Source organism: Gorillibacterium terrae, assembly GCF_051594785.1.
Taxonomy (GTDB): Bacteria; Bacillota; Bacilli; order Paenibacillales; family NBRC-103111; genus Gorillibacterium.
In genome coordinates, this window is sequence record NZ_JBPPGI010000001.1 from 2,267,926 (window position 1) to 2,288,777 (window position 20,852).

Sequence of the window (20,852 nt, forward strand, 5' to 3'; positions counted from 1 at the left end):
GAATCTCTCTGTTTCTTGCAAGGCTTCAGATGATCTTGGACTTCTCGGCGATGTAAGGCGCCTTCGGGTCTCCGATCAGCGTCGTATCGTTGGTAATGCGGACATCCTTGTCGAGAATGACATTCTGCAGCACGGCACGCTCCATGATCTGTCCGTTCTGCAGAACAATGCAGTTCTTCAGCTGCGCGCCGGCACTGACCTTGACGCCGCGGAACAGGATGCAGTTCTCCACGCTCCCGTCGATGACGCAGCCGTTCGCGATCAGGCTGTTCTTCACTCGGGCGCGGTTGGTGTAATGGGTCGGCGGCTCGTCCTTGACCTTGGTCAGGATCGGAGCGGGCTGGAAGAACAGCTGCTGGTAGACCTCGGGATCGAGCAGGTTCATGCTGTGGCGGAAGTAGGCCGGAATCGAGTTGACCACGGCGAGATAGCCCTTGAACGGATAGCCGCGCACGTTCAGCCGGTCGAGGTTGCGCATCAGCGCGTTGCGGACGAAGTGGTCGTAGCCTTGCGCAAGCGACGTTTCCACCAGATCGAGCAGCAGGTCCTTTTTCAGCACATAGATCTCCATGGAGACCTTGTCGCTGTCGGACCGGCCGAAGTGATCCTGCAGCACGGTGACCCGCCCTTCGGCATTGGTCTGCACCCGGCGGCAGCGCGCCGTATCCTGCGTCTTGTCTTCCTTGTAGACGAGGGTGATATCCGCCTTCGATTCTTTGTGGAAGGCGACGACCTCGGACAGGTCGATGTTGCAGACCATATGGCTGCGGGCCAAGACGACGTAGTCGCAGGAGCTGCGGAGGAAATAGTCCTTGTTCTTGTGAAAATGAAACAGGTCGCCCTTGAGCGATTCCTGGACCTCCTCGATGGAGGGCGGCAGGAAGAACAGGCCGTTGCGCTTGCGGGCCAGGTCCCAGCTCTTGCCGGAGCCGACATGGTCCATCAGCGACCGGTACTTGGCGTGGGTAAACAGCGCCACATTGCGGATTCCGGAATGCACCATGCTCGAGAGCATGAAATCGACCAGGCGGTACCTTCCGCCGAATGGAACGGAAGCGACGGCGCGGTGATAGGTCAGCTCCTCCAGATCATCCGGCTCATTGATCAGATTAATGACACCCATTACGTCCTTCATATGGTCTCCCACCTATACGGGTTTATTGGCTCTTGCAGACGGCCGGAAGGCGGCCGCTTTCGGTTCCATGCCTACATCAAAGCTTCGTAGCTGCCGATCAGCTCGATGTCTTCCGAATCCGGGCTTCCTACGGTCTGCCCGTCCTCGATGACGCAGCCTTCGCCGACGATCGCCCGATAGATGGTGACGTTGTCGCCTATCTTCGCTCCCGGCATCAGCACCGAATCCTTGATCTTGCTTCCCCGTCCGATCCGGACGCCGTACGAAACGACGGAATGCTCGACCTCGCCGAGCAGGATGCAGCCTTCGTTGACAATCGAGCATTTCACCTTCGCTTCCGGCGAGATGAAGTGCGGCGGCTGCGACGGATTGACCGAATAGATCCGCCAGCTCCGGTCGTTCAGGTTCATTTCCGGCTCGGGTTCGAGCAGATCCATGCTCGCTTCCCAAAGGCTCTTGATCGTTCCGACGTCCTTCCAATAGTCCTTGAACGGATAAGCCTGAAGCCGGAGCCCGTCGTTCAGCATGGCCGGAATGACATCCTTGCCGAAATCGTGCGAGGAGCCGGCCTTGTCCGCGTCCTCCCGCAGGTAGCGGTTCAGCGTGCTGCGGTTGAAGATATAGACGCCCATCGAAGCGAGGTTGCTCTTCGCCTCCTTCGGCTTCTCGTCGAATTCCTCGATGCGGTAGTCCTCGTCGGTGTTCATGATGCCGAAGCGGTGCGTTTCCTCCCAGGGAACCGGAATGACGGCGATTGTCGCGTCGGCCTGCTTGCTTTTGTGGTAGGAGAGCAGCTTATCGTAATCCATCTTGTAGATGTGGTCCCCGGAGAGAACCAGCACGTATTCGGGATCGTATTGGTCGATGAAGGACAAATTCTGGTAGATCGCGTTCGCCGTTCCCGAATACCACGACCCGCCTTCCGGCCCCATATAAGGGGGTAGGACCATAACTCCGCCTTCCTGCCGGTCCAGGTCCCAGGGGGTGCCGATTCCCAAATACCCGTGAAGCACCATGTGCTGGTACTGGGTGAGAACGCCGACGGTGTCGATGCCGGAATTCGCGCAATTGCTGAGCGGAAAATCGATGATCCGGTACTTGCCGCCGAAGTGGACGGCGGGCTTCGCCAGATTGCTGGTCAAGGCCCCGAGCCGGGTTCCTTGGCCGCCGGCGAGCAGCATGGCCACGCATTCTTTTCTGCGCATGACGGATTCTTCCCTTCGTTACTGGATTGGGTCAGGCAGGCCGATCGACTTACGGGTGGACACTCGCTTGCCCGCCAAAGGCGATTTGCGGGTACGGGAAGCGGTCCCGGTAGGGGGCTCCGCCGTCGGCTTCGCCTCTTCTGCGTCGGTGCGTTTTCGCTTAAGCGGAGCCAGCCGCTTCAGAATGACGGCGCCGAGCGGCGGAATCGTCAGCTCCATGCTGTGCTTGCGTCCGTGGAAGGGCTTCGCCTCCGTCCGCACCGGCAAGCCGTTGACTTGGCCGGAGCCGCCGAAGGAGGTGTCGTCGGTGTTGAGCAGCTCGGCATAGTCTCCCTTCGCCGGCACGCCGACCCGGTAGCCGTGGTAGGTGGCCGGGGTGAAGTTGAGGATCACCACCAGGTCGTCCTTGCGCTTCTTGCCGCGGCGGACGAAGGAGATGAGGCTCTGTTCGGCGTTGTCGGCGTCGATCCATTCGAAGCCCTCGTAGCCGTGATCCTGCTCCCACAGAGCGGGCTCCTCCAGATACAGTGCGTTGAGCCGCTTGGCGAAGCCGTGGAACTGGCGGTGCATCTCGTAGTCGAACAGCAGCCAATCGAGCTGGTCGCGGTCCTTCCATTCGATGAATTGGGCGAATTCGCCTCCCATGAACAGCAGCTTCTTGCCCGGATGGGCGATCAGATAGGCGAGCAGCGCCCGGTAATTGGCGAACTTCTGCCAATAGTCCCCCGGCATCTTGTTGAGCAGCGAGCGCTTGCCGTGAACGACCTCGTCATGGGAGAACGGCAGGATGAAATTCTCGTTGAACGCATACATGAGCGAGAAGGTGATCAGGTTGTGATGGTGCCTCCGGTCGGACGGTTCCTTCTGCATATACCGCAGAATATCGTTCATCCAGCCCATGTTCCATTTGTAATTGAACCCGAGTCCGCCGCTGTAGGTCGGCGCGGTGACGCCGGGTCGGTCGGAGGAATCCTCGGCGATCATCAGCGCTTCCGGGAAGAAGGCGAAGACGGCCTCGTTCAGCGTCTGCAGGAAGGAGATCGCTTCCCGGTTCTCCGAGCCGCCGTCGGCGTTGTAGGTCCACATCGAGCGCGGTTTGTCGAAGTTGTAATTCATCATGCTCGCCACGGCGTCGACGCGGATGCCGTCCACGTGGTATTCGTCGAACCAGAAGAGGGCGTTCGAGATCAGGAAGGACCGCACCTCCGGCCGCCCAAAGTCGAAGGACAGCGTTCCCCAAAGGGGTTTCTCCGCCTTGTTCGGATCGGCATATTCGTAGCAGGGATCGCCGTCGAACAGCCGCAGCCCGTGCGCATCCTTGCAGAAATGCCCCGGCACCCAGTCGAGGATCACGCCGATTCCCTTCTCGTGGCAGCGGTTGACCAGGATTTTGAATTGCTCCGGCGTGCCGTAACGGCGGGTGACCGAGTAATAGCCGGTGATCTGGTATCCCCAAGACCCGTCGAAGGGATGCTCCGCCACCGGCAGCAGTTCGATATGGGTGTAGCCCATCTCGGCGACATAATCGACCAATTGGTCGGCCAACTCTTCGTATGTATAGAAATCTTCCGGTCCGTGGAACTTCCATGAGCCGAGGTGCACCTCGTAGATGTTCATCGGCCTGCCGTAGATCGGCCGCCGCTTCTTCGCCTGCAGCCATTTGCGGTCGGTCCAGCGGAAGGTCTCGCCGCTCGGTATCACCGAAGCCGTCCGGGGCCGGAGCTCGGAGGCGAAGGCGTACGGATCGGCTTTTAAAAACGTATGTCCGTGGCGGGAGGTTATTTCATACTTGTATATGGCTCCCGGTTCAAGTTCCGGAATGAAGCCCGACCACAGCCCGTTCGCGCTGATCCGGACAAGCGGGTGACCGGAAGCGTCCCAGCCGTTGAAATCGCCGCTTACCTTCACCGCCGCGGCGTTCGGCGCCCATACCGTGAAGCGCACTCCCGGGCGTCCTTCCTCCTGCCGCAGATGAGCCCCCAACTGGCGATAGCTTTGAAACAATTTTCCTTGGTGAAACAGGTATTGATCGTGTTCGGATATCAGGGTCGCTGTCAAAGGCAAGCCTCTCCTTCAGTCATGTATCTCCTATGATATTAAACTTCGGAGCCGAATTCAAAACACGGGCGAGGGCCCCAAACGGCGGTGGATATTCCGCGGCTTGGTGTTGTAGAATAGGGAAGATATCGGAAAGGAAGGGAATCATGCAGGTAGCGGAAAATTGGAAGGATTATGAAGTGTTGGATACCGGCAGCGGCGAGAAGCTGGAGCGTTGGGGCGGCTTCGTGCTGCGGCGTCCAGACCCGCAGATCATCTGGCCTCTCAAAAAAGAGACGGAGCTGTGGCGCAAGGTCAGCGCGCGGTACCACCGCAGCTCAAGCGGCGGCGGTCAGTGGGAAGAGCTGGTCAAGCTTCCCGAGCATTGGACGATTGCATACAAGGAGCTGCGGTTTCGCATCAAGCCGACGAGCTTCAAGCATACGGGACTGTTTCCCGAACAGGCGGCCAACTGGGACTGGATGATGGACAAGATCCGCAAGGCGGGCCGCCCCATCCGCGTGCTGAATCTCTTTGCCTATACGGGAGGCGCCACCATGGCGGCATCCGCGGCAGGAGCGGAGGTCGTCCACGTCGACGCCGCCAAGGGCATGATTCAATGGGCCAAGGAAAATGCGGCGCTCTCGGGCCTCGCCGAACGTCCGATCCGGTATATCACCGACGACGTGTTCAAGTTCGTCGCCCGCGAGGAGCGCCGGGGCAGCCGGTACGACGCAATCATCATGGACCCGCCCTCCTACGGGCGCGGCCCGAACGGAGAGATGTGGAAGCTGGAGAACGACCTGTACCGGTTCGTGGACAGCTGTACGCGGATTCTGAGCGATTCTCCGCTCTTCTTCCTGATCAATTCGTATACGACCGGCTTGTCCGCCACCGTGCTGACCAACATCCTCTCGCTCGCGCTGCGCGACCGGTTCGGCGGAACGATGACCAGCGACGAAATCGGCCTGCCGATCACCGAGAGCGGGCTGAATCTGCCCTGCGGCATTCTCGGCCGCTGGGAGGCTTGATTCGCATGGCGGACGCCTCCCGCAGAGGAGAGATTCCCGTTCTCTACGAGGACAACCACGTCCTCGTCATCGTCAAGCCGGTGAACATGCCCACCCAGGAGGACGAGTCCGGCGATCTCGACCTGTTGACGGCGCTGAAGGAAAACCTTAAGGTGCGCCATCAGAAGCCGGGCAACGTCTTCCTGGGGCTGGTTCACCGGCTCGACCGGCCGGTCGGCGGCGCGATGGTCTTCGCCAAGACGAGCAAAGCGGCCTCCCGGCTGGCCGAGGAAGTTCGCAGCCGCCGCTTCGGCAAGAGCTACCTCGCGGCGGTCCACGGACGACCTAAGCAGCCGTCGGGGCGGCTCGTTCATGAGCTCCTGAAGGACGGACGCACCAATACGGTATCGGTCGTCCCTGAGGGAACCCCCGGGGCCAAGGAAGCGATCCTCGATTACGAGGTGCTGGGCGAAGCCGACGGAATGTCGCTCGTCCGGGTCAAGCTACTGACGGGACGCTCGCACCAGATTCGCGTGCAGTTCGCCGCCGTCGGCTGTCCGCTGTACGGCGATCAACGCTACGGCAAGGAGCGGGCTAAGCCCGGACAGCAGATCGCGCTATGGTCGGCGGAGGTCGCCTTCGCGCATCCTACCCGCTCCGAGCCCTTGCGATTCACCTCCGCCCCGCCGGCCTCCCATCCCTGGATCCTCTGGCCGGATGCCATTGAAGCCTCGCTCAGCCGCCCTTAGCCGGCCGGCTGAATCCCCTTCCCCCGCCGTTCGGACAACGGCGGGGGTTTTTCACGTGTCCGTGCGCCCTCGTTCCTGGGCTCGGATGCCTCCGAGTCGAGCCGGCGCCCGGAATCTGGCTTGCGCCCGGTTGCGGCGGAAGGCCAGCCCGGAATCCGGCTGGCCTTCAGTTGGCGATCTTGCCCAGCAGGTAGACGAACAGCTGCTGGTTATGGCTGGAGATCTTACCGAGATGGGACTCGACGTAGCGCTTGCGGACGTCGATGCCGCGCTCGCACTCGTCCTTTCCCTTCTCGGTGACCGTGATCCAGACGAGCCGGCGGTCCCGCTCGTCGCGCTCCCGGATCACCAGCCCGCCCTTCTCCATGCGATCGAGGAGGGTGGTAACGGCGGCGGGCGTCGTCTCCAGAATTTCCACGAGGTCGGACGGCTTCATCCGCTTCTCCCCGCTGAGCAGCTCGAGCACCTGAAGCTGGCCCTCGGTCAGCGTCGGGGCGAGCTCCTCCTCCAGATGCTGCTTCATCTCCTTGGACAGCTTGTGCCACAGACGGATAAAATCGGCAGAATACAAGGCAAACCTCTCCTCCAAACAAACATTCAAATCCGGAACCGTTTCGTCAGGATTATTATAGCATCCGGTTTCCGCGGCGAAAAGGTTAATCCTGTTAATATTTTAATTCATTAATCGATAAGTTTCGTCATGGGACATTCGTCACCAATCCCGAGGATTCGCATATCCTATAGGCATGCGCACCCTCATCCCGAAGGAGGTAGAACGATGGGACAACATGTCGGTTCGGTCGATTCGTTCCGTTCCGTTGACTCAGTCGATTCAGGTGGTTCGGCCAGAATGGAGCTGCTTCGCTTGGCCATCCGGGAAGGCTTGGTGGAAAAAGACCCAAGCTGGAAAGACGCTCTGGAAGAGCCGCTTCCCGCTTGGGTCGTGTTGGACATTGCCCTGAAGCTGCTGGAGCGGGTCGACCCGCCGTCGGAGACTTACGATTGAGGCAGGTGGAGCGCCAGGGACGGGAAGATGTCCTGAACCGTCTCTCCCTTGCCAAGCGCAACCAGCAGCCGGCCCGTTGACCGGCGTTCCTCGATCGGAACCTTCTCCGTGTTCATCTCTTGCTTGGCCCCTGTGTCGGTGACGGCGGTAAGGTTAAAGGGCTCTCTGACGGCAAACGCTCCGGCCAGCGCGCTGCCGTTGGGCTTCACCCGCTTGCCTTCCTTGAATTCAAAGGTGGCGATGCCTTTGCCGCCTCTTCCCTGGGCCGGGTAATCGCAGAGCAGCGACCGCTTGGCATACCCCAGGTCGGTGACCACCAAGAGCTCGCCTTCGTCGCCGGCGACCCGTTCCGCCGCGATCAGCTCGTCGCCTTCTTTGAGCGTCATGCCTTTCACGCCTCCGGCCGCACGCCCCATGAGGCTGACTTCGTCTTCCTTAAAGCGGATGCTGGCTCCGAGCTTGGTCACGAGCAGAAGGTCCGCCCCGCCTGGCGTCTCCATGACGCGCAGCACCTCGTCTCCGTCGCCGACCTTGCAAGCGGCGATGGCGCCCGAGCGGCTCGTGCGGTATTCCTTCAGCTCGGTCCGCTTCACCTGCCCCCGGCGGGTGACGAACAGGAGCGAACGCTCCGGCTGCTCGAAATCCTTCACCGGAATCGCGGCAACGATCCGGTCCTCCTTGGCGAGCGGAATGACATTGACGATGGCCGTTCCGTTCTCCTTCCATTTGTACTCGGGAATCTGGTGGACGGGCAGCAGGAAGTACTGCCCCCGCTGAGTGAAAACGAGCAGATTCTCGATCGTGTTGATTTCGAAGAGGTACCGGGAATAGTCCCCTTCCTTCGTTCCCGAAGCCGCCAGCTCACCGCCCGAGCGGGTAAAGGACAAGCGGCTGGTCCGCTTGATATAGCCTTGATGGCTGATCGTCACCAGCACATCTTCGGCGGGCACCAGCACCTCCAGGTTGACTTTCAGTTCCTCGACCTCGCCTTGAATCTCCGAGCGCCGGTCAACTCCGTATTTATCGCGAATTTCCGACATTTCGTCCTTGATGACCTTGAGCAGCTTGGCGTCGCTCGCCAGGATGGCCTCCAGGTAGCTGATCGTCCGCCGGGTTTCCTTCAATTCCTTTTCCAGCGTCGTGATTTCCAGGTTGGTCAGCCGGTACAGCTGCAGAGTCAGGATGGCGTCGGCCTGCCGTTCCGAGAAGCCGAACCGGTCGCACAGGTTATGCTGGGCGTCCTGGCGGTTCTTGGACGCCTTGATCTCGGCGATGACCTCGTCGAGGATGTTCAGCGCCTTGACCAGCCCTTCCAGCACGTGAGCGCGGTCACGTGCTTTCTCCAGCTCGAATTCGGTGCGGTGCGTCACGACTTCCTTCTGGTGAGCGATATAGGCGGAGAGCATCTCGCGCAAGCCCAACTGCTGTGGAGCGCGCTCGACAATCGACACCATGTTGTAGCTGTACGCCACCTGCAGGTCCGTCTTCTTCAGCAGATAAGCGAGAATGCCGGAGGCGTCCGCTTCCTTCTTCAGCTCGACGACGATCCGCAGCCCGTCGCGTCCGCTCTCGTCGCGGACCTCGGCAATGCCGTCGACCTTCTTCTCCAGGCGGATGTTCTCCATCGCCGTAACGAGCCGGCTCTTGACGACGCCGTAGGGAATCTCGGTGATGACGATCTGCTGCTTGCCGCCGCGCATGTCCTCGATGGCCGTGCGCGAACGGATGTAGATCTTTCCCTTGCCGGTGCGGAAGGCATCGCGGATGCCTTCTTCGCCCATGATGATGCCCCCGGTCGGAAAATCGGGCCCGGCGACCGTCTTCATCAGCTCCTCCAGCGGCAGGCTGGGATCGTCCATCAGCCGAATGCAGGCGTCGACGATCTCCTTGAGGTTATGCGGCGGAATTTCCGTAGCGAAGCCCGAGGAGATGCCGCTCACGCCGTTCACCAGCAGATTGGGATAACGCGAAGGCAGCACGACCGGCTCCTTCACGGTGTTGTCAAAGTTGTCCTTGAACAGCACGGTCCGCTTCTCGATGTCGCGGAGCAGCTCCATGGCGATCGGCGACAGCCGGGCTTCGGTGTACCGCATGGCCGCCGCGGGATCGTCGTCCATCGAGCCCCAGTTGCCGTGCCCGTCGATGAGCACATGGCCCATCTTCCACGGCTGAGCCATCCGCACCATGCCCTCGTAGATCGACGAGTCGCCATGGGGATGATAATTGGCCATGACGTCTCCGACGGTCTTGGCGGATTTGCGGTACGCCTTGTCCGGCGTATTGCCCGCTTCGTACATGGAATAGAGAATCCGCCGCTGAACGGGCTTTAGCCCGTCACGGACATCGGGTATCGCCCGGTCTTGGATAATGTATTTGGAATAACGGCCGAAGCGGTCGCTGACCACTTCCTCCAAAAAGGCCGGCAAAAATTGTTCAAGAGTCCCCATTCGCTCGCGTTCTCCTTATTCTTCGTACTCCGTAAAGTCCACATTTTCGATGATCCAGCGCTTGCGCGGATCGACCTTGTCGCCCATAAGGGTGGTGACCCGGCGTTCGGCCTTGGCGGCATCCTCGATCTGCACCTGGAACAGCTTGCGCTCTTGCGGGTCCATGGTCGTCGCCCAGAGCTGCTCCGGGTTCATTTCCCCCAGGCCCTTGTAGCGCTGAAGCTCGACATTGCGCCCCAGCTCCTTCATGACGCTCTGCAGCTCTTCGTCGGAATAGACATACCGCGCGACGGCCGTGCGCGAGCCCTTCTTCGTTACCTTGTAGAGGGGCGGCTGGGCGATGAACACCTTGCCCGCGTCGATCAGCGGCTTCATGTAGCGGTAGAAGAACGTCAGCAGCAGCACTTGGATATGCGCGCCGTCGGTGTCGGCATCGGTCATGATGATGATCTTGCCGTAATTGCTCTCCGCCTGCTCGAATTCCGGCCCGATTCCGGCCCCGATGGCCGAGATGATCGCCCGGTATTCGTCGTTCTTGAGGATATCGCCGAGCCGGGCCTTCTCCGGGTTCATCGGCTTGCCCTTGAGCGGCAGGATCGCCTGGTGCTTGGAATCGCGGCCCTGCTTGGCCGAACCGCCGGCCGAGTCGCCTTCGACGATGAACAGCTCGTTCATCGCGTAATCCTTCGACTGCGCCGGGCTCAGCTTGCCGTTCAGGTTCGAGCTCTCGCTCTTGCCTTTCTTGCCGCTGCGGACCTCGTCGCGCGCCTTGCGAGCGGCTTCGCGCGCCTTGGCGGACTGCACCGCCTTCTTCAGCAGGCTCTGGCCGACCGCCGGATTCTCCTCCAGGAATACCGTCATCTTCTCGGAGACGACGGCATCCACCGCGCTGCGGGCCGAGGCGCTGCCGAGCTGGTCCTTCGTCTGGCCTACGAATTCGACCTCGGCCATCTTGATGTTGATGACCGCCATGAGACCCTCGCGGAGATCGGTACCCTCCAGGTTCTTTTCCTTCTCCTTCAAAATGCCCGCTTTGCGGGCATATTCATTCATCACCCGGGTAAACGCCGTCTTGAAGCCGGTCTCGTGTGTGCCGCCGCCGCGGGTCGGAATCGAGTTGACGAAGGACGCGAGCGTCTCCGTGTACCCGTCGTTGTACTGCAGGGCGATTTCGACCTCGATGTCTTCCTTCTCCGCGACGAAATGAATCACGTCGCTCAGGACGTTCTTCTCCTCGTTGAGGAACTGGACGAACTGGCTGGCTCCGCCCTCGTACAGGTAGATGTCTTCCTTGCCCGTCCGCTCGTCCTTGATCGTCATCTTGAGGCCGGAGTTCAGGAACGCGATTTCCTGCAGCCGTTCGGCCAAAGTATCGTAGTTGACCGCGATGCCGCTGTGGAAGACGCGCTTGTCCGGCTTGAAGGTGACCTTGGTGCCCGTCTTGCGGGTCGTGCCGATGACGTCGAGACCGGTGACCGGCTCGCCGACATGCTCCGTCCCGTCCGCATCGGCCCAGTAGGCGAACTTCATCCGGTGAATCTTGCCGTCCTGGAAGATATCGACCTCCAACCATTCCGACAGGGCGTTCGTAACCGACGCGCCGACGCCGTGCAGGCCCCCGGATTTCTTGTATCCCCCGCCGCCGAATTTGCCGCCGGCGTGCAGCTTGGTGAACACGACCTGCGGCGTCGGAATGCCGGTCTTGTGCATGCCGGTGGGAATGCCGTGGCCATTGTCCAACACCGTGATCGAGTGATCGGGGTGCAGCGTAACCAGAATCTCCGAGCAGCGTCCGGCCAGATGCTCGTCGACGGCGTTGTCGACGATTTCCCAGACCAGGTGGTGCAGCCCCGAGGAGCTCGTGCTCCCGATGTACATCCCGGGGCGCTTGCGCACCGCGACCAAGCCCTCCAGGACTTGTATATCATCCGCGCCGTAGTCGCTTTCGCGCGGCATTTTATCGTCCACAAACAGATCCAGTTGGTCCTTCAAGGCAAATCCTCCGCTAGTTCAAAATCAAATGCAAACACGTGATGCAAAAAACAGGAACAGACGTTCCTGCCGACTCTTTCTATTTTAACCCATAATATCCCGCCGCGTAAAGACGCCAAAGGACACAACCAGACTGGCAAGGGCCCAAACCGCAAGCACCGTCAGCGAAAAATCGAGGCTGAGCCCGGGAACCGGCGGCAGCGAGCCGGCGAGAAACGAGATGGTATCGAGGTTGATCATGAATAAATATTTGGCGCTTTCCCAAGAGGATACCATGTTCGTCAGGATCATGCCCGCGATCAGAACGGCCAGCATGATGCCCATGCCGGCGGCCGTGCTGCGCACGAGCACGGAGATCATCAGCGACAGACAGGCGACGGTCAGGCAGGAAAACCAGGCCAGCCCGAGCTCCATCAAGAGAAACCGCCACTGCTCGACGATATGCGCGTGCGAGGTGTCCAGCTGGTCGCCGCTGACCTGAAATCCGGTCAGCACCGGCGCGTTCCAGCCGCCGTAGCCGAAGGCCAGTCCCGACAGAAGATACGTGAGCAGCGCAGTGCAGATCACGATCAGGGAGACGAACAGCAGGAGCGCGATCCACTTGCTCATGAGGATCTTCCAACGCCGGACGGGGCGGGTCAGCAAGAGCTTGATCGTGCCCGTCGATTGCTCGGAGGAGACGATGTCCGAGGCCGCTACGGCCACGAGCAGCGGAAGGAACAAGCCGATGGAATTGCGGATGAACGTGCTGGTGAAGGTGACCGAGCTCGGCGATTCGGGGTCGACGTTCCGTTCGAGCGAATACTGCAGCCGCTGAATCTCGACCTTGCGGTACACCTTCCAGTCGTCCGGAATGCTGCTGTTCAGGCTGTTGCTCATGTCGGAGATCCGCTTCTCGGCGCGGATACGCCAATCGGCGTCGCCGAGCTGCTTGTGGCTGCTCTCGGTGATTTTCATCTGGGCATACACGAAAATCGGGATGAGGGCCGCCACGATCAGCAGGATCACCTGGAACCGGCGTTTGCGGAGCATTTTGATCGTCTCGTTCTTCACCAGGGGGTACAGGCTAACCAATCGTTTCACCCTCCGTCAGCTGCAGGAACAGCTCCTCTAAAGTCGGGGTCTTGACTGTGATGGAAAAGACCTCCACGCCCGCCTGCACCAGCCGGCGGTTCAATTCCGGTATGTATTCCGGCGGCATCCGGACCGCAAGGGTCGGCCGGGCCAAAGCCGGATCGTCGGAGGGAGTCGCCTCGCTCGCCTCGGGAAAGGCGGCAAACAAGGGCAGCGCCGCCTCGAGCGGCGACACGTCCCAGACGATCCGGTTGCCGGACTCGCGCAGCAGCTCCTCCACATCGCCCACGGCGATCACCTGCCCGTGCGAGATGATCGCCACCCGGTCGCACATGAGCTGGATTTCGCTCAGCAGGTGGCTGGATACGAGGACGCTCAGGCCGCTCTCCGCCAGCTCGCGGATGAATTCGCGCATCTCCTTGATGCCCTGCGGGTCGAGCCCGTTCGTCGGCTCGTCGAGGATCAACAGCTTCGGCCGCCCGAGCAGCGCCTGCGCGATGCCGAGCCGCTGCCGCATTCCGAGCGAATAGGTCTTCACCTTGTCGCCGATCCGCGCCTCCAGCCCGACGATCGCCACCACCTCGCGGATGCGTTCCTGGCCGACGTTGGGAAACATCCGGGCAAAATGCTCCAGGTTCTCTTGCCCGCTCATGTATCCGTACATTTCCGGATTTTCGACGATGCAGCCGATCTGGCGGAGGGCTTGCTCCGGCTCCTTCTGAATGGAGTGACCGCAGATCGTTATCGTTCCCTCGGAAGGCCGGATCAGATTCACCAGCATGCGGATGGTCGTCGTTTTGCCGGCTCCGTTCGGCCCGAGAAAGCCGAAGACTTCGCCCTCCCGGACATCGAAGGACACGCCCTTGATGATTTCTTTGCCGCGTATGGACTTCTTCAATCCCTGAACGGTCAGCACCGCCGGACGGTCGGCCATCGCGCCCTCCTCCTCTCGCTTTTGCGATTGTATCGCCGCTGCGTATATCCCGCCACCTTCGCGCGAGAGTTGCAGGCGGGATAGGCGCTAGGGGCGGGATATAGGCGAGCGTCTCCGGTCAGTTCAGCGTTTGCAGCACCCGGTCGGCCATCCGCGCATACCCGTCCGCGTTCGGATGGAAATGGTCGGTGTACAGGTACTTCTGCGGCGATTGATCGAACAGGTCGTAGGTCGGCACCACCGTCACATTGCCGAGCCGGTTCGCGATCTCGAAGGCCTTCGCGTACCACTGCTGCACGAGCAGTGCGCCCACTCGCTCCTTGTCGTAATCCAGAAAAGGATGATAGAACATCAGATAGACGATTTTGGCCGTGGGATTCAGCTCGGACAACCGGGTCAGACAGGCATCCAGGCGCTTGTACGCCTCCGGCAAGCTCTTCTGAATCGAATCGTAATCCAGGGTCAGCTTGTCCGCCTGCGCCGCGGCTTCCGGGTCGCCGATGCCGATGTCGAACAGGTCGTTGCCGCCGATGGTCAGCAGGATCACGTTGGCTTTCTTCGCCGCGTCGGCGACCGCTCCGTTCTTCTCGTCGAGCTGCTCCAGCAGATCGCCGGTCTTCGCGCCCGAGACGGCTAAATTCCAGACAAAGGTATCCTTGCCGAGCCGGCTCTTCAACCCTTCCTTCACGCGCTCGACGTAACCGCCCTTGCCCGACGTATCGCCGATCCCCCGGGTCAGCGAATCGCCGACGGCGAGGATGTTGATGCGGGAGACGGCGGTCAGATCGCCGGATGCCGGGGTGGCGGACCCGGACGAGGGAGCCGGCGTGGCGGCGGCGCCCGGCCCGGTCTTCCCGGGGAAGACCACCGTCCGCACGGCATAGCCGAAGCCCGCGATCAGCAGGAGCGTGGCCAGCAGTGCGGCGGTGCCGGATATCCGCCAGAGCGCCTTCGTCGATTTCAATGCGTTCTCCTCCGTTTCGGCTCCAAATGGCTCTTCTAAGAGTAAAACTTTGATTGCCGTTTTGCAACAAGGCCTATCGGGCTTAAGCTTCATGCAGGCAGAAGCGGAAGTTTCGGCGGAGCGGCCGGTGTCCCGATTGGAGCGCCCCGCCGGGCCGCTTGGGAGCGGTTCAGGCGGGCTTGGTCGGTCTATGCCGCTTGGGAGCGGTTCAGGTAAGCTAGGTCGGTCTAAGCCGCTTGAGTGTGGTTCAGTGAGCTAGGTCGATCTTCGCCGGGTCGGCTGGATTCAGGGCTTTCTCCTCCGTGTCCAGCTCCGCCTGCAGGCTTCGCAGCCGATCGGCCGCCCGCCGCCATTCGGCTGCGGCCTCGCGGCCGGACGGAAGGCTCTCCCGCTCCTCCAGGTAGCGCCGGAAGCGTTCCTGCAGCCGCTCCGAAGCGTCGGCGAGCCCGGCCTGCAGGAGCGCTCCGTAATAGTCCGCCATGGCGTCCCGATGGCGTTCCAGGTAGCGGGCGATCTCCGCGCGCGTCGCCTCCGCCAAAGCCTCGCGCAGCGCCTCGCTGCCGCCGCCTTCGAAGAAGTGCTTGCTGCTCTTAAAATGCCCGTGCAGCAAACGGACCGGCAAGTCCGCGAACGGAATGCTCTCCTCCACCGGCGGCGTGGGATCGTGAGGCTCTTCTTCGGGCAGCTCGGCAAAGTCGGCAAACGAGGCGGTCAGCGTGCCGAGGACCGGCCGCCAAACGTCAGCGCGAAGCAATCGGACGGCCCGCTCCAGCCGCAGCGTGGCTGCAAGGGCTTCTTGCGACAAGCTTCGGGAGACCAGCGCAGTCCATTCCAGCCAAGCGGACCGCAGTGCGGAGCGAATGTCCTCCGAGCCGTCCGGACGCAGGGAGGCCGGGTTGAAGCAGGCCTGATACAGCTCGCCGAACCGGTACTCGAACCGCTGGCGGATGTAGTAGAACTGCTCCTGCACTTCCTTGCGGAGTGCCTCGGCGGCTTGATCCGCCCGCGGGTCTCGGACGAGCTCCGCCATGGTGCGCAGCAGGTCGGCCCCTTCCCGCTTCAGCCGTTCCTCCTCGCGGGCCCGTTCCTCCTCGCTTGCTTCGGCCTGCCGGATCCGCTGCTCGAGCGCGGTTCGAACCCGCTCCAGATCCCGAGCGGCGGCCTTGCGGGTCTGGCCGGCAAGCTCCTGCTCCAGGTAAGAGGTAAAATCGCGCTCAAACCGCGCGAAGCCGCTGCCTGAGAGAGCCGTCTCGTCCCGGCGGAGCTTCGCATCCAAGGCTTCCCGGCTGGAGACGGGATAGAGGCGCGGCCGGCGGATGCCCAGCTTGCCCAGGTTGGCCTCCACATGGGCCAGAACCTGGCGCTCCTCTTCGGCGGAGCCGGCCAAATCGACCGCATTGACCAGGAAGAACATATGGTCGAGCTCAAGCGAATCCTTGACCCGGCCGAGCTGCATCAGAAATTCGCGATCAGCTTGGGAAAAGGCGTGATTGTAATACGTCACGAACAGAATCGCGTCCGCGTTCTTCATATAATCAAAGGCAACGCCGGTATGGCGGCCGTTGACGGAATCGGCTCCGGGGGTGTCGACCAGGACAGCTCCCCGCTCCGTGAACGGGTTGCCGTGGGCGAGCTCCAGCCATTCGATGTAGCAGGCGAGCCGCTCCTCGGCCACAAAGGCCGGAAATTCCTCGAAGGGAATCCGATACTCGGTGCCGAGCCGCTCCGCCATGAGCGGGTAGCCGTCACGGACCGCCCGCAGGAAGGCGGCATGGCTCTTCGCCGTATGCCCGCGGAAGCGCTCCTCGCTGGCCGCAATGGTGCGCAGGCAGGCTTCCCAATCGCCGCCGGGCAGGTCGAGCCGGGCGAGCGAGCCGTTGACCTCCTCCAGCAGGTAAGCGGAGGGCTTGACGCGCACCGTCACGGTGCCGTGCGGGTGCTCCGCATCCGGCGGAGCAATGCGGTTGATCGCCGCCGTCGTCGGATTCGGCGAGACCGGCAGCAGCCGCTCGCCGATGAGCGCACCGGCGAGCGACGATTTGCCGGCGCTGAACGCCCCGAACAGCGCCACCGTGGCCCGGCTCGCGGCAAGCCGGTCGGCCTTGGCGCGGAGCTGCTCGGCGCTCGCGGCCAGGCCGGGTACGCCGGAAGCGAGCCGCGCCGCTTCGGCGAGCGCAGCCGCCGCCGCTGCGTGGCGCCCGCGCGGCGCGAAGCCGCCGGCGGCTTGCGCCGGTCCGGGCGGCGACGCCGCAGGCCGCTCGGCGGCGGGCGAACGCTCCGGCTCCGGCGCGCCGCTCGCGGCGGCGGACGCCGGGGCGGCTGCCGCAAGCGCGCTCTGCCGGGCCGCAGGCGGCGGCGCCGGGCGCTCGGCCCCGCCGCCCGCCGCGTGTGCGGCTGCGGCGAGCTGCGCCGCATCGGCGCGGCGCGCCTCGATGCGCGCCGCGAGCTGCCGGGCGGAGGAGAGGCGCGGAGCGATGCCCGCGAGTTCCCGGGCATCGCCCGCACCCGCTTGCGTGGCCGCCCGGGCGAGCCTGTCGTGCGCGCGGCGGCGAAACTCTGCCCGGGCCGCGTCGGCCGCCTGGCGGGCGTAGACCAGCGCGTATTCCGGCGAGTAGACCGCGCCGGGCTGCACGCGCTCGGCCAGCCAGTCCGCCGTCAGCGCGTCCCCTGCGGCCGCCAGCTCGGCCGTGATCGCCCGCGCCTCTTCGTCCGGCAGGCCGGCTTCCTCGGCCGCCTGGCGCAGCAGCTTGTCCAGGTGTCCCTGCAGCTGCACCTGGACATTCTCGCGGAACGCTTTGCGCCACGCTTCCCTCCGGGCTTCGCGTTCTTTTTCCGTGGCGGCGGAGCCGCGGAACAAGCCACGGCGAAAGCCCGGCTCGCGGCTCTCCAGATAGAGCCTGGCCAGCTCGCGGGTCTCCGCCGGAACCAGGTTGGCGTTGGCCATCAGCGAATCGGCCGCCTGCTTCCACTCGCGCAGCCGTTCGTCCGGCCGGCTGCGGATTCGCCGTTCCTCGGCCTGAAGCGTCTCGATCCGTTCGGAGAGGCTCTCCCTCTTCGGCAGCCAGCCCGCCGCTTCGGCAAGCTCGCCGTCTTCCGCTTCCTCGGCGGCTTCCCGGTTGCGGACATGCCCGGCGATCAGCGAATCGGCCGATTGCCGGGCGCTCCAAGCGGACCAGGCTTCCCGGTTCTCCGCAAGCTGGCCGATCAGCTCGAACAGCCGCTCTCCTTCATGAAGCGGATGGTCCTCCCGCTTCAGCGACAGGAAGAGCAGGCCCTCCGGACGGCTTCCGGCGTCCTTGAGCGACCGCTCCACCTTTTCCCGGAAGGCGGCAAAGGCGATTTCCTCCTCGCGGTGCTTGTCCACCTGATTGATCAGAAAATAAAACGGCTTGCCTTCGTCCGTCAGCCGCTTGGTAAACTGAATGTTCCATTCCGAAAGCACGTGGTTGTAATCCGTCACATAGAACACCACATCGGCGAGGTGAAGAGCCGCCACCGTCGCTTCTCGATGCGCTTCGTCCGTGGAGTCGATACCCGGCGTATCCAGGAATGCAACCGCATCTCCCCAGCGAGGCATTGGGAAGGTCAGCTCCACCCGATCTACTCCCCCGTCGATGCAATAGTCGCCCACCCGATCGAACGGCACTTCTATAGGAAGCGTTCCCATTTCATTTCGTTCGGAGTCGCTCTTTTGCCCCGAGGCTTGGCGGTATAAGAGCGCCCGCTTGGCGCCGTTTCGCATGAGGACGGTATTGGCGCTGACCGGTATAGGGCCGGTCGGCAAGGCTTGCTCTCCGCTCAATCGGTTCAGCAGCGTTGATTTCCCGGCCGAGAAGTGACCGCAAAACGCGAGGTAGAGCGTAGTCGAACCTGCTTTCGTCCCCGTTTCCTCCAACCGAGCGGCCAGCGTCTCGTCGCCGGCTTGTCTGGCAAGCTCTCCTAAAGCATGCCACGCTATCTGATTCATCGCTCTCCCTCCGCATCTGGGCTGTCCATTTTATGCTGGAAACATGCCCCTATCGTACCACGATGAATTTTTTCAGAAAAGAGCGCTTGCAAATTGTGTCCAAAGCTTGACGAAAATTTAGATCAGTGATATATTATTTCAGTGCTAAATGATTAAGAAGTTAATCATTAAAAAGTTAACGATTTGGACAGCGGCCAACTGTCCGTCCATACGCGGAAAGGAGGTGTCGGATTGACCGTAAGTGAAAACCTGCTGGAGCTGTCTTCCATGTTCCGAACATTTTTGAAGGGAATCAGCCAAGAATGGAACAAACATGGTTTTCCATTGAACCAAACGCAATTTAAAGTGCTTTTTACCCTGTTTAAGAACGGCCCGCTTAACGTTTCCCAGCTCGCTTGTTCGCTGACCTTGTCATCGGCAGCCATCACCGGGGTCACGGACCACCTCCTGGCCGACGGCTATGTGGAAAAAGAGCGCGATGGAAGCGACCGCCGTATGGTTACCATCACGTTGTCGGAGAAGGGGAGGAAAACCGTTCAAGAGATTCTGGAAACGCAGCGCGAGGCGATCGAATCCCGCTTTGAGGTTCTTCCCGAGGAGGATATCGAGCATTTGCGCCGCATTTTCAATGTCCTGAACGCCGAATTAGAGAAAAAATAAAGATAGAATGGATGGAGATACAACCTATGGAACACCTGTCTTCCAAGCGTAAATTAACGATTATGATCGCCATCATGGCCGCCATGCTCTTCGCTGCGGTCAACCAGACGATCGTCAGCACGGCAATGCCCCGAATCATCTCGATTCTGGACGGCATGGATTACTACACCTGGACCATCAACATTTACATGCTGACGTCCACCATCGCCACGGTTCTCGTCGGCAAGCTCTCCGATATGTTCGGCCGTAAGCCGTTCCTGCTCGTCGGGATACTCACCTTCATGGTCGGCGCGTTCCTGACCGGGACTTCCGATAATGTCTTCCAGTTCATCACCTACCGCGGGATTCAAGGCATAGGTGCCGGTATTATTCAATCGACGGCCTTCACCGCCGTCGGCGACCTCTTCCCTCCCCGCGAACGCGGCAAATGGATGGGCCTGCTGACCGCCGTGTTCGGCTTCTCCAGCGTGCTCGGCCCGACGCTCGGCGGCTACCTCGTCGACCATCTCGACTGGCACTGGCTGTTCTGGATCTTCCTGCCGCTCGGCGTACTCGCTTTCGTCCTGATCGTCGCTCTGTTCCCCAAGGTCAAACGCGGCGAATCGATCAGCATCGACTATGCCGGCTCGCTCTTCCTGACGACGACCATCGTTCCGTTGCTGCTGGCCTTCTCTTGGGCGGGCACGGATTACGCCTGGGGCTCTTGGCAGATTCTCAGCCTGCTCGGCGGCGCGCTCGTTTCGGCGCTGGTTTTCATCCTGGTGGAAAGGTACGCGAGGAACCCGATTCTTCCGCTGTCCCTGTTTAAGAACCGGGTCGTCACCGTTTCCAACCTGATCGGGTTCATTATGAACTTCGGCATGATGGGCGCCTTGATCTACCTGTCCTTCTTCGTGCAGGGCGTACTCGGCATCTCGGCCACTTACGCCGGTTATGTCACGATGCCGATGTCGATTGTCATGGTCGTCGCGAGCGCCGTGACCGGTCAAATGATCTCCCGCAAGGGCAAGTACAAACGGTTTGCTCTGATCGGGATTCCGATTATGATCGCCGGTATGGGCATCATGGTCGTCATGAACAACACCTCTACGGCCGTACTCAGCATGATCGTCTTCGGCTTGGGCCTCGGGATCGGCATGCCGGTCTTCTCGATCGCCTCGCAGAACGCCGTCTCGCATAAAGAACTCGGCGTCGTCACCGCTTCGCTGCAGCTCTTCCGCAACCTGGGCGGCACGATCGGGATCGCGGTCATGGGAACGGTTATGTCCAACAACCTGGCCCAGCACCTCAAAGAAGCGCTGACGGCCAAGGCGGGCGTGCTGGCGAAGCTCGATCCGGCTGTGGCCAAGAGCTTCCTGCCCTTTGCCAACCCGAAGACGCTGATGAACAAACCAGAACTCGATAAATTCGAAAATTCACTGTCCGCCGATATTAAGCCTATTTTCTTAGATGTCGTGAAAAGCATCCGCCAAGCACTCGGCGATACGCTGTCCAGCGTATTCCTGACCGGTACGCTGGTTCTGGTCGTCGCCTTCGTTCTCGTCTTCTTCCTGAAGGAGCTGCCGCTTCGCACCACGAACCAGACGGCCGCGAAGACGGAGGAAACCGAAGATACCGCCGCTAAGCCGAGCGTCGCTCTGGATTAATCGGCAACGTACCAAACGGATCACCA

Annotated in this window: 15 protein-coding genes; 5 read left to right on the forward strand and 10 right to left on the reverse strand. The window is 61.5% G+C overall.

Features of this window, described 5'->3' with window-relative positions; genetic code table 11:
- Window positions 1-25 precede the first annotated feature (25 nt).
- The 3 genes from glgD to glgB all read right to left on the reverse strand — a co-directional run bounded on the left by glgD (window position 26) and on the right by glgB (window position 4,398).
- Window positions 26-1,135, reverse strand: a complete 1,110-nt coding sequence (glgD, locus tag ACSEXS_RS10055) for a glucose-1-phosphate adenylyltransferase subunit GlgD (RefSeq protein WP_438433018.1) — start codon at window positions 1,133-1,135, stop codon at window positions 26-28.
- Between the two features lie 71 nt (window positions 1,136-1,206).
- Window positions 1,207-2,340, reverse strand: a complete 1,134-nt coding sequence (locus tag ACSEXS_RS10060; RefSeq protein ID WP_438433019.1) for a glucose-1-phosphate adenylyltransferase — start codon at window positions 2,338-2,340, stop codon at window positions 1,207-1,209.
- 18 nt (window positions 2,341-2,358) lie between these two features.
- Window positions 2,359-4,398 carry a 1,4-alpha-glucan branching protein GlgB gene (glgB, locus tag ACSEXS_RS10065; RefSeq protein ID WP_438433020.1) on the reverse strand — a complete coding sequence of 680 codons (2,040 nt, stop codon included), beginning with the start codon at window positions 4,396-4,398 and terminating at the stop codon, window positions 2,359-2,361.
- Window positions 4,399-4,544: 146 nt separating this feature from the next.
- Between glgB and ACSEXS_RS10070 the strand changes: the two genes are divergently transcribed.
- Together ACSEXS_RS10070 and ACSEXS_RS10075 are read left to right on the forward strand one after the other, a co-directional pair.
- A complete protein-coding gene (locus ACSEXS_RS10070; RefSeq protein ID WP_438433021.1) occupies window positions 4,545-5,408 on the forward strand; it encodes a class I SAM-dependent methyltransferase in 864 nt (287 codons plus the stop codon).
- A 5-nt stretch (window positions 5,409-5,413) separates the two neighbouring features.
- Window positions 5,414-6,136, forward strand: a complete 723-nt coding sequence (locus ACSEXS_RS10075; protein ID WP_438433022.1) for an RluA family pseudouridine synthase — start codon at window positions 5,414-5,416, stop codon at window positions 6,134-6,136.
- A 166-nt stretch (window positions 6,137-6,302) separates the two neighbouring features.
- On the opposite strand, the gene ACSEXS_RS10080 is transcribed toward ACSEXS_RS10075, so the two are convergent.
- Window positions 6,303-6,707, reverse strand: coding sequence for a MarR family winged helix-turn-helix transcriptional regulator (locus ACSEXS_RS10080; RefSeq protein ID WP_438433023.1), 405 nt, complete (start codon window positions 6,705-6,707; stop codon window positions 6,303-6,305).
- A gap of 207 nt (window positions 6,708-6,914) precedes the next feature.
- Here ACSEXS_RS10080 and ACSEXS_RS10085 point away from each other — a divergent pair, with 207 nt between their 5' ends.
- Entirely contained in the window at window positions 6,915-7,142 is a 228-nt protein-coding gene (locus ACSEXS_RS10085; RefSeq protein WP_438433024.1) for a hypothetical protein, read from the forward strand.
- On the opposite strand, the gene gyrA is transcribed toward ACSEXS_RS10085, so the two are convergent.
- The 6 genes from gyrA to ACSEXS_RS10115 form a co-directional block, all read right to left on the reverse strand.
- Window positions 7,133-9,589, reverse strand: a complete 2,457-nt coding sequence (gyrA, locus tag ACSEXS_RS10090) for a DNA gyrase subunit A (RefSeq protein WP_438433025.1) — start codon at window positions 9,587-9,589, stop codon at window positions 7,133-7,135. The two genes, ACSEXS_RS10085 and gyrA, sit on opposite strands and share 10 nt — an antisense overlap.
- Before the next feature lie 15 nt (window positions 9,590-9,604).
- Complete coding sequence (gene parE, locus ACSEXS_RS10095) at window positions 9,605-11,581, reverse strand: DNA topoisomerase IV subunit B (RefSeq protein ID WP_438433026.1); 1,977 nt, start codon at window positions 11,579-11,581, stop codon at window positions 9,605-9,607.
- Window positions 11,582-11,665: 84 nt separating this feature from the next.
- Window positions 11,666-12,655, reverse strand: a complete 990-nt coding sequence (locus tag ACSEXS_RS10100; protein ID WP_438433027.1) for an ABC transporter permease — start codon at window positions 12,653-12,655, stop codon at window positions 11,666-11,668.
- Window positions 12,648-13,589, reverse strand: a complete 942-nt coding sequence (locus tag ACSEXS_RS10105; RefSeq protein WP_438433028.1) for an ABC transporter ATP-binding protein — start codon at window positions 13,587-13,589, stop codon at window positions 12,648-12,650. The genes ACSEXS_RS10100 and ACSEXS_RS10105 overlap by 8 nt, the downstream gene beginning before the upstream one ends.
- 118 nt (window positions 13,590-13,707) lie before the next feature.
- Window positions 13,708-14,553: a GDSL-type esterase/lipase family protein gene (locus ACSEXS_RS10110; protein WP_438433029.1), complete on the reverse strand. Its 846-nt coding sequence runs from the start codon at window positions 14,551-14,553 to the stop codon at window positions 13,708-13,710.
- 247 nt (window positions 14,554-14,800) lie between these two features.
- Window positions 14,801-18,520, reverse strand: a complete 3,720-nt coding sequence (locus tag ACSEXS_RS10115; protein ID WP_438433030.1) for a dynamin family protein — start codon at window positions 18,518-18,520, stop codon at window positions 14,801-14,803.
- A gap of 231 nt (window positions 18,521-18,751) precedes the next feature.
- Here ACSEXS_RS10115 and ACSEXS_RS10120 point away from each other — a divergent pair, with 231 nt between their 5' ends.
- The gene (locus ACSEXS_RS10120) at window positions 18,752-19,180 is read left to right on the forward strand and encodes a MarR family winged helix-turn-helix transcriptional regulator (RefSeq protein ID WP_438433031.1); all 429 of its coding nucleotides are present in this window, start codon (window positions 18,752-18,754) and stop codon (window positions 19,178-19,180) included.
- Window positions 19,181-19,206: 26 nt separating this feature from the next.
- On the forward strand, window positions 19,207-20,826 hold the full coding sequence (locus ACSEXS_RS10125; protein ID WP_438433032.1) for an MDR family MFS transporter: 1,620 nt from the start codon (window positions 19,207-19,209) through the stop codon (window positions 20,824-20,826).
- Window positions 20,827-20,852: the final 26 nt, after the last annotated feature.

Coding starts and splice junctions, on each gene's coding strand:
- glgD (WP_438433018.1), bottom strand. CDS start 1,135: ATGAAGGACGTAATGGGTGTCATTAATCTGATCAATGAGCCGGATGAT.
- ACSEXS_RS10060 (WP_438433019.1), bottom strand. CDS start 2,340: ATGCGCAGAAAAGAATGCGTGGCCATGCTGCTCGCCGGCGGCCAAGGA.
- ACSEXS_RS10070 (WP_438433021.1), top strand. CDS start 4,545: ATGCAGGTAGCGGAAAATTGGAAGGATTATGAAGTGTTGGATACCGGC.
- ACSEXS_RS10075 (WP_438433022.1), top strand. CDS start 5,414: ATGGCGGACGCCTCCCGCAGAGGAGAGATTCCCGTTCTCTACGAGGAC.
- ACSEXS_RS10085 (WP_438433024.1), top strand. CDS start 6,915: ATGGGACAACATGTCGGTTCGGTCGATTCGTTCCGTTCCGTTGACTCA.
- gyrA (WP_438433025.1), bottom strand. CDS start 9,589: ATGGGGACTCTTGAACAATTTTTGCCGGCCTTTTTGGAGGAAGTGGTC.
- ACSEXS_RS10105 (WP_438433028.1), bottom strand. CDS start 13,589: ATGGCCGACCGTCCGGCGGTGCTGACCGTTCAGGGATTGAAGAAGTCC.
- ACSEXS_RS10115 (WP_438433030.1), bottom strand. CDS start 18,520: ATGAATCAGATAGCGTGGCATGCTTTAGGAGAGCTTGCCAGACAAGCC.
- ACSEXS_RS10125 (WP_438433032.1), top strand. CDS start 19,207: ATGGAACACCTGTCTTCCAAGCGTAAATTAACGATTATGATCGCCATC.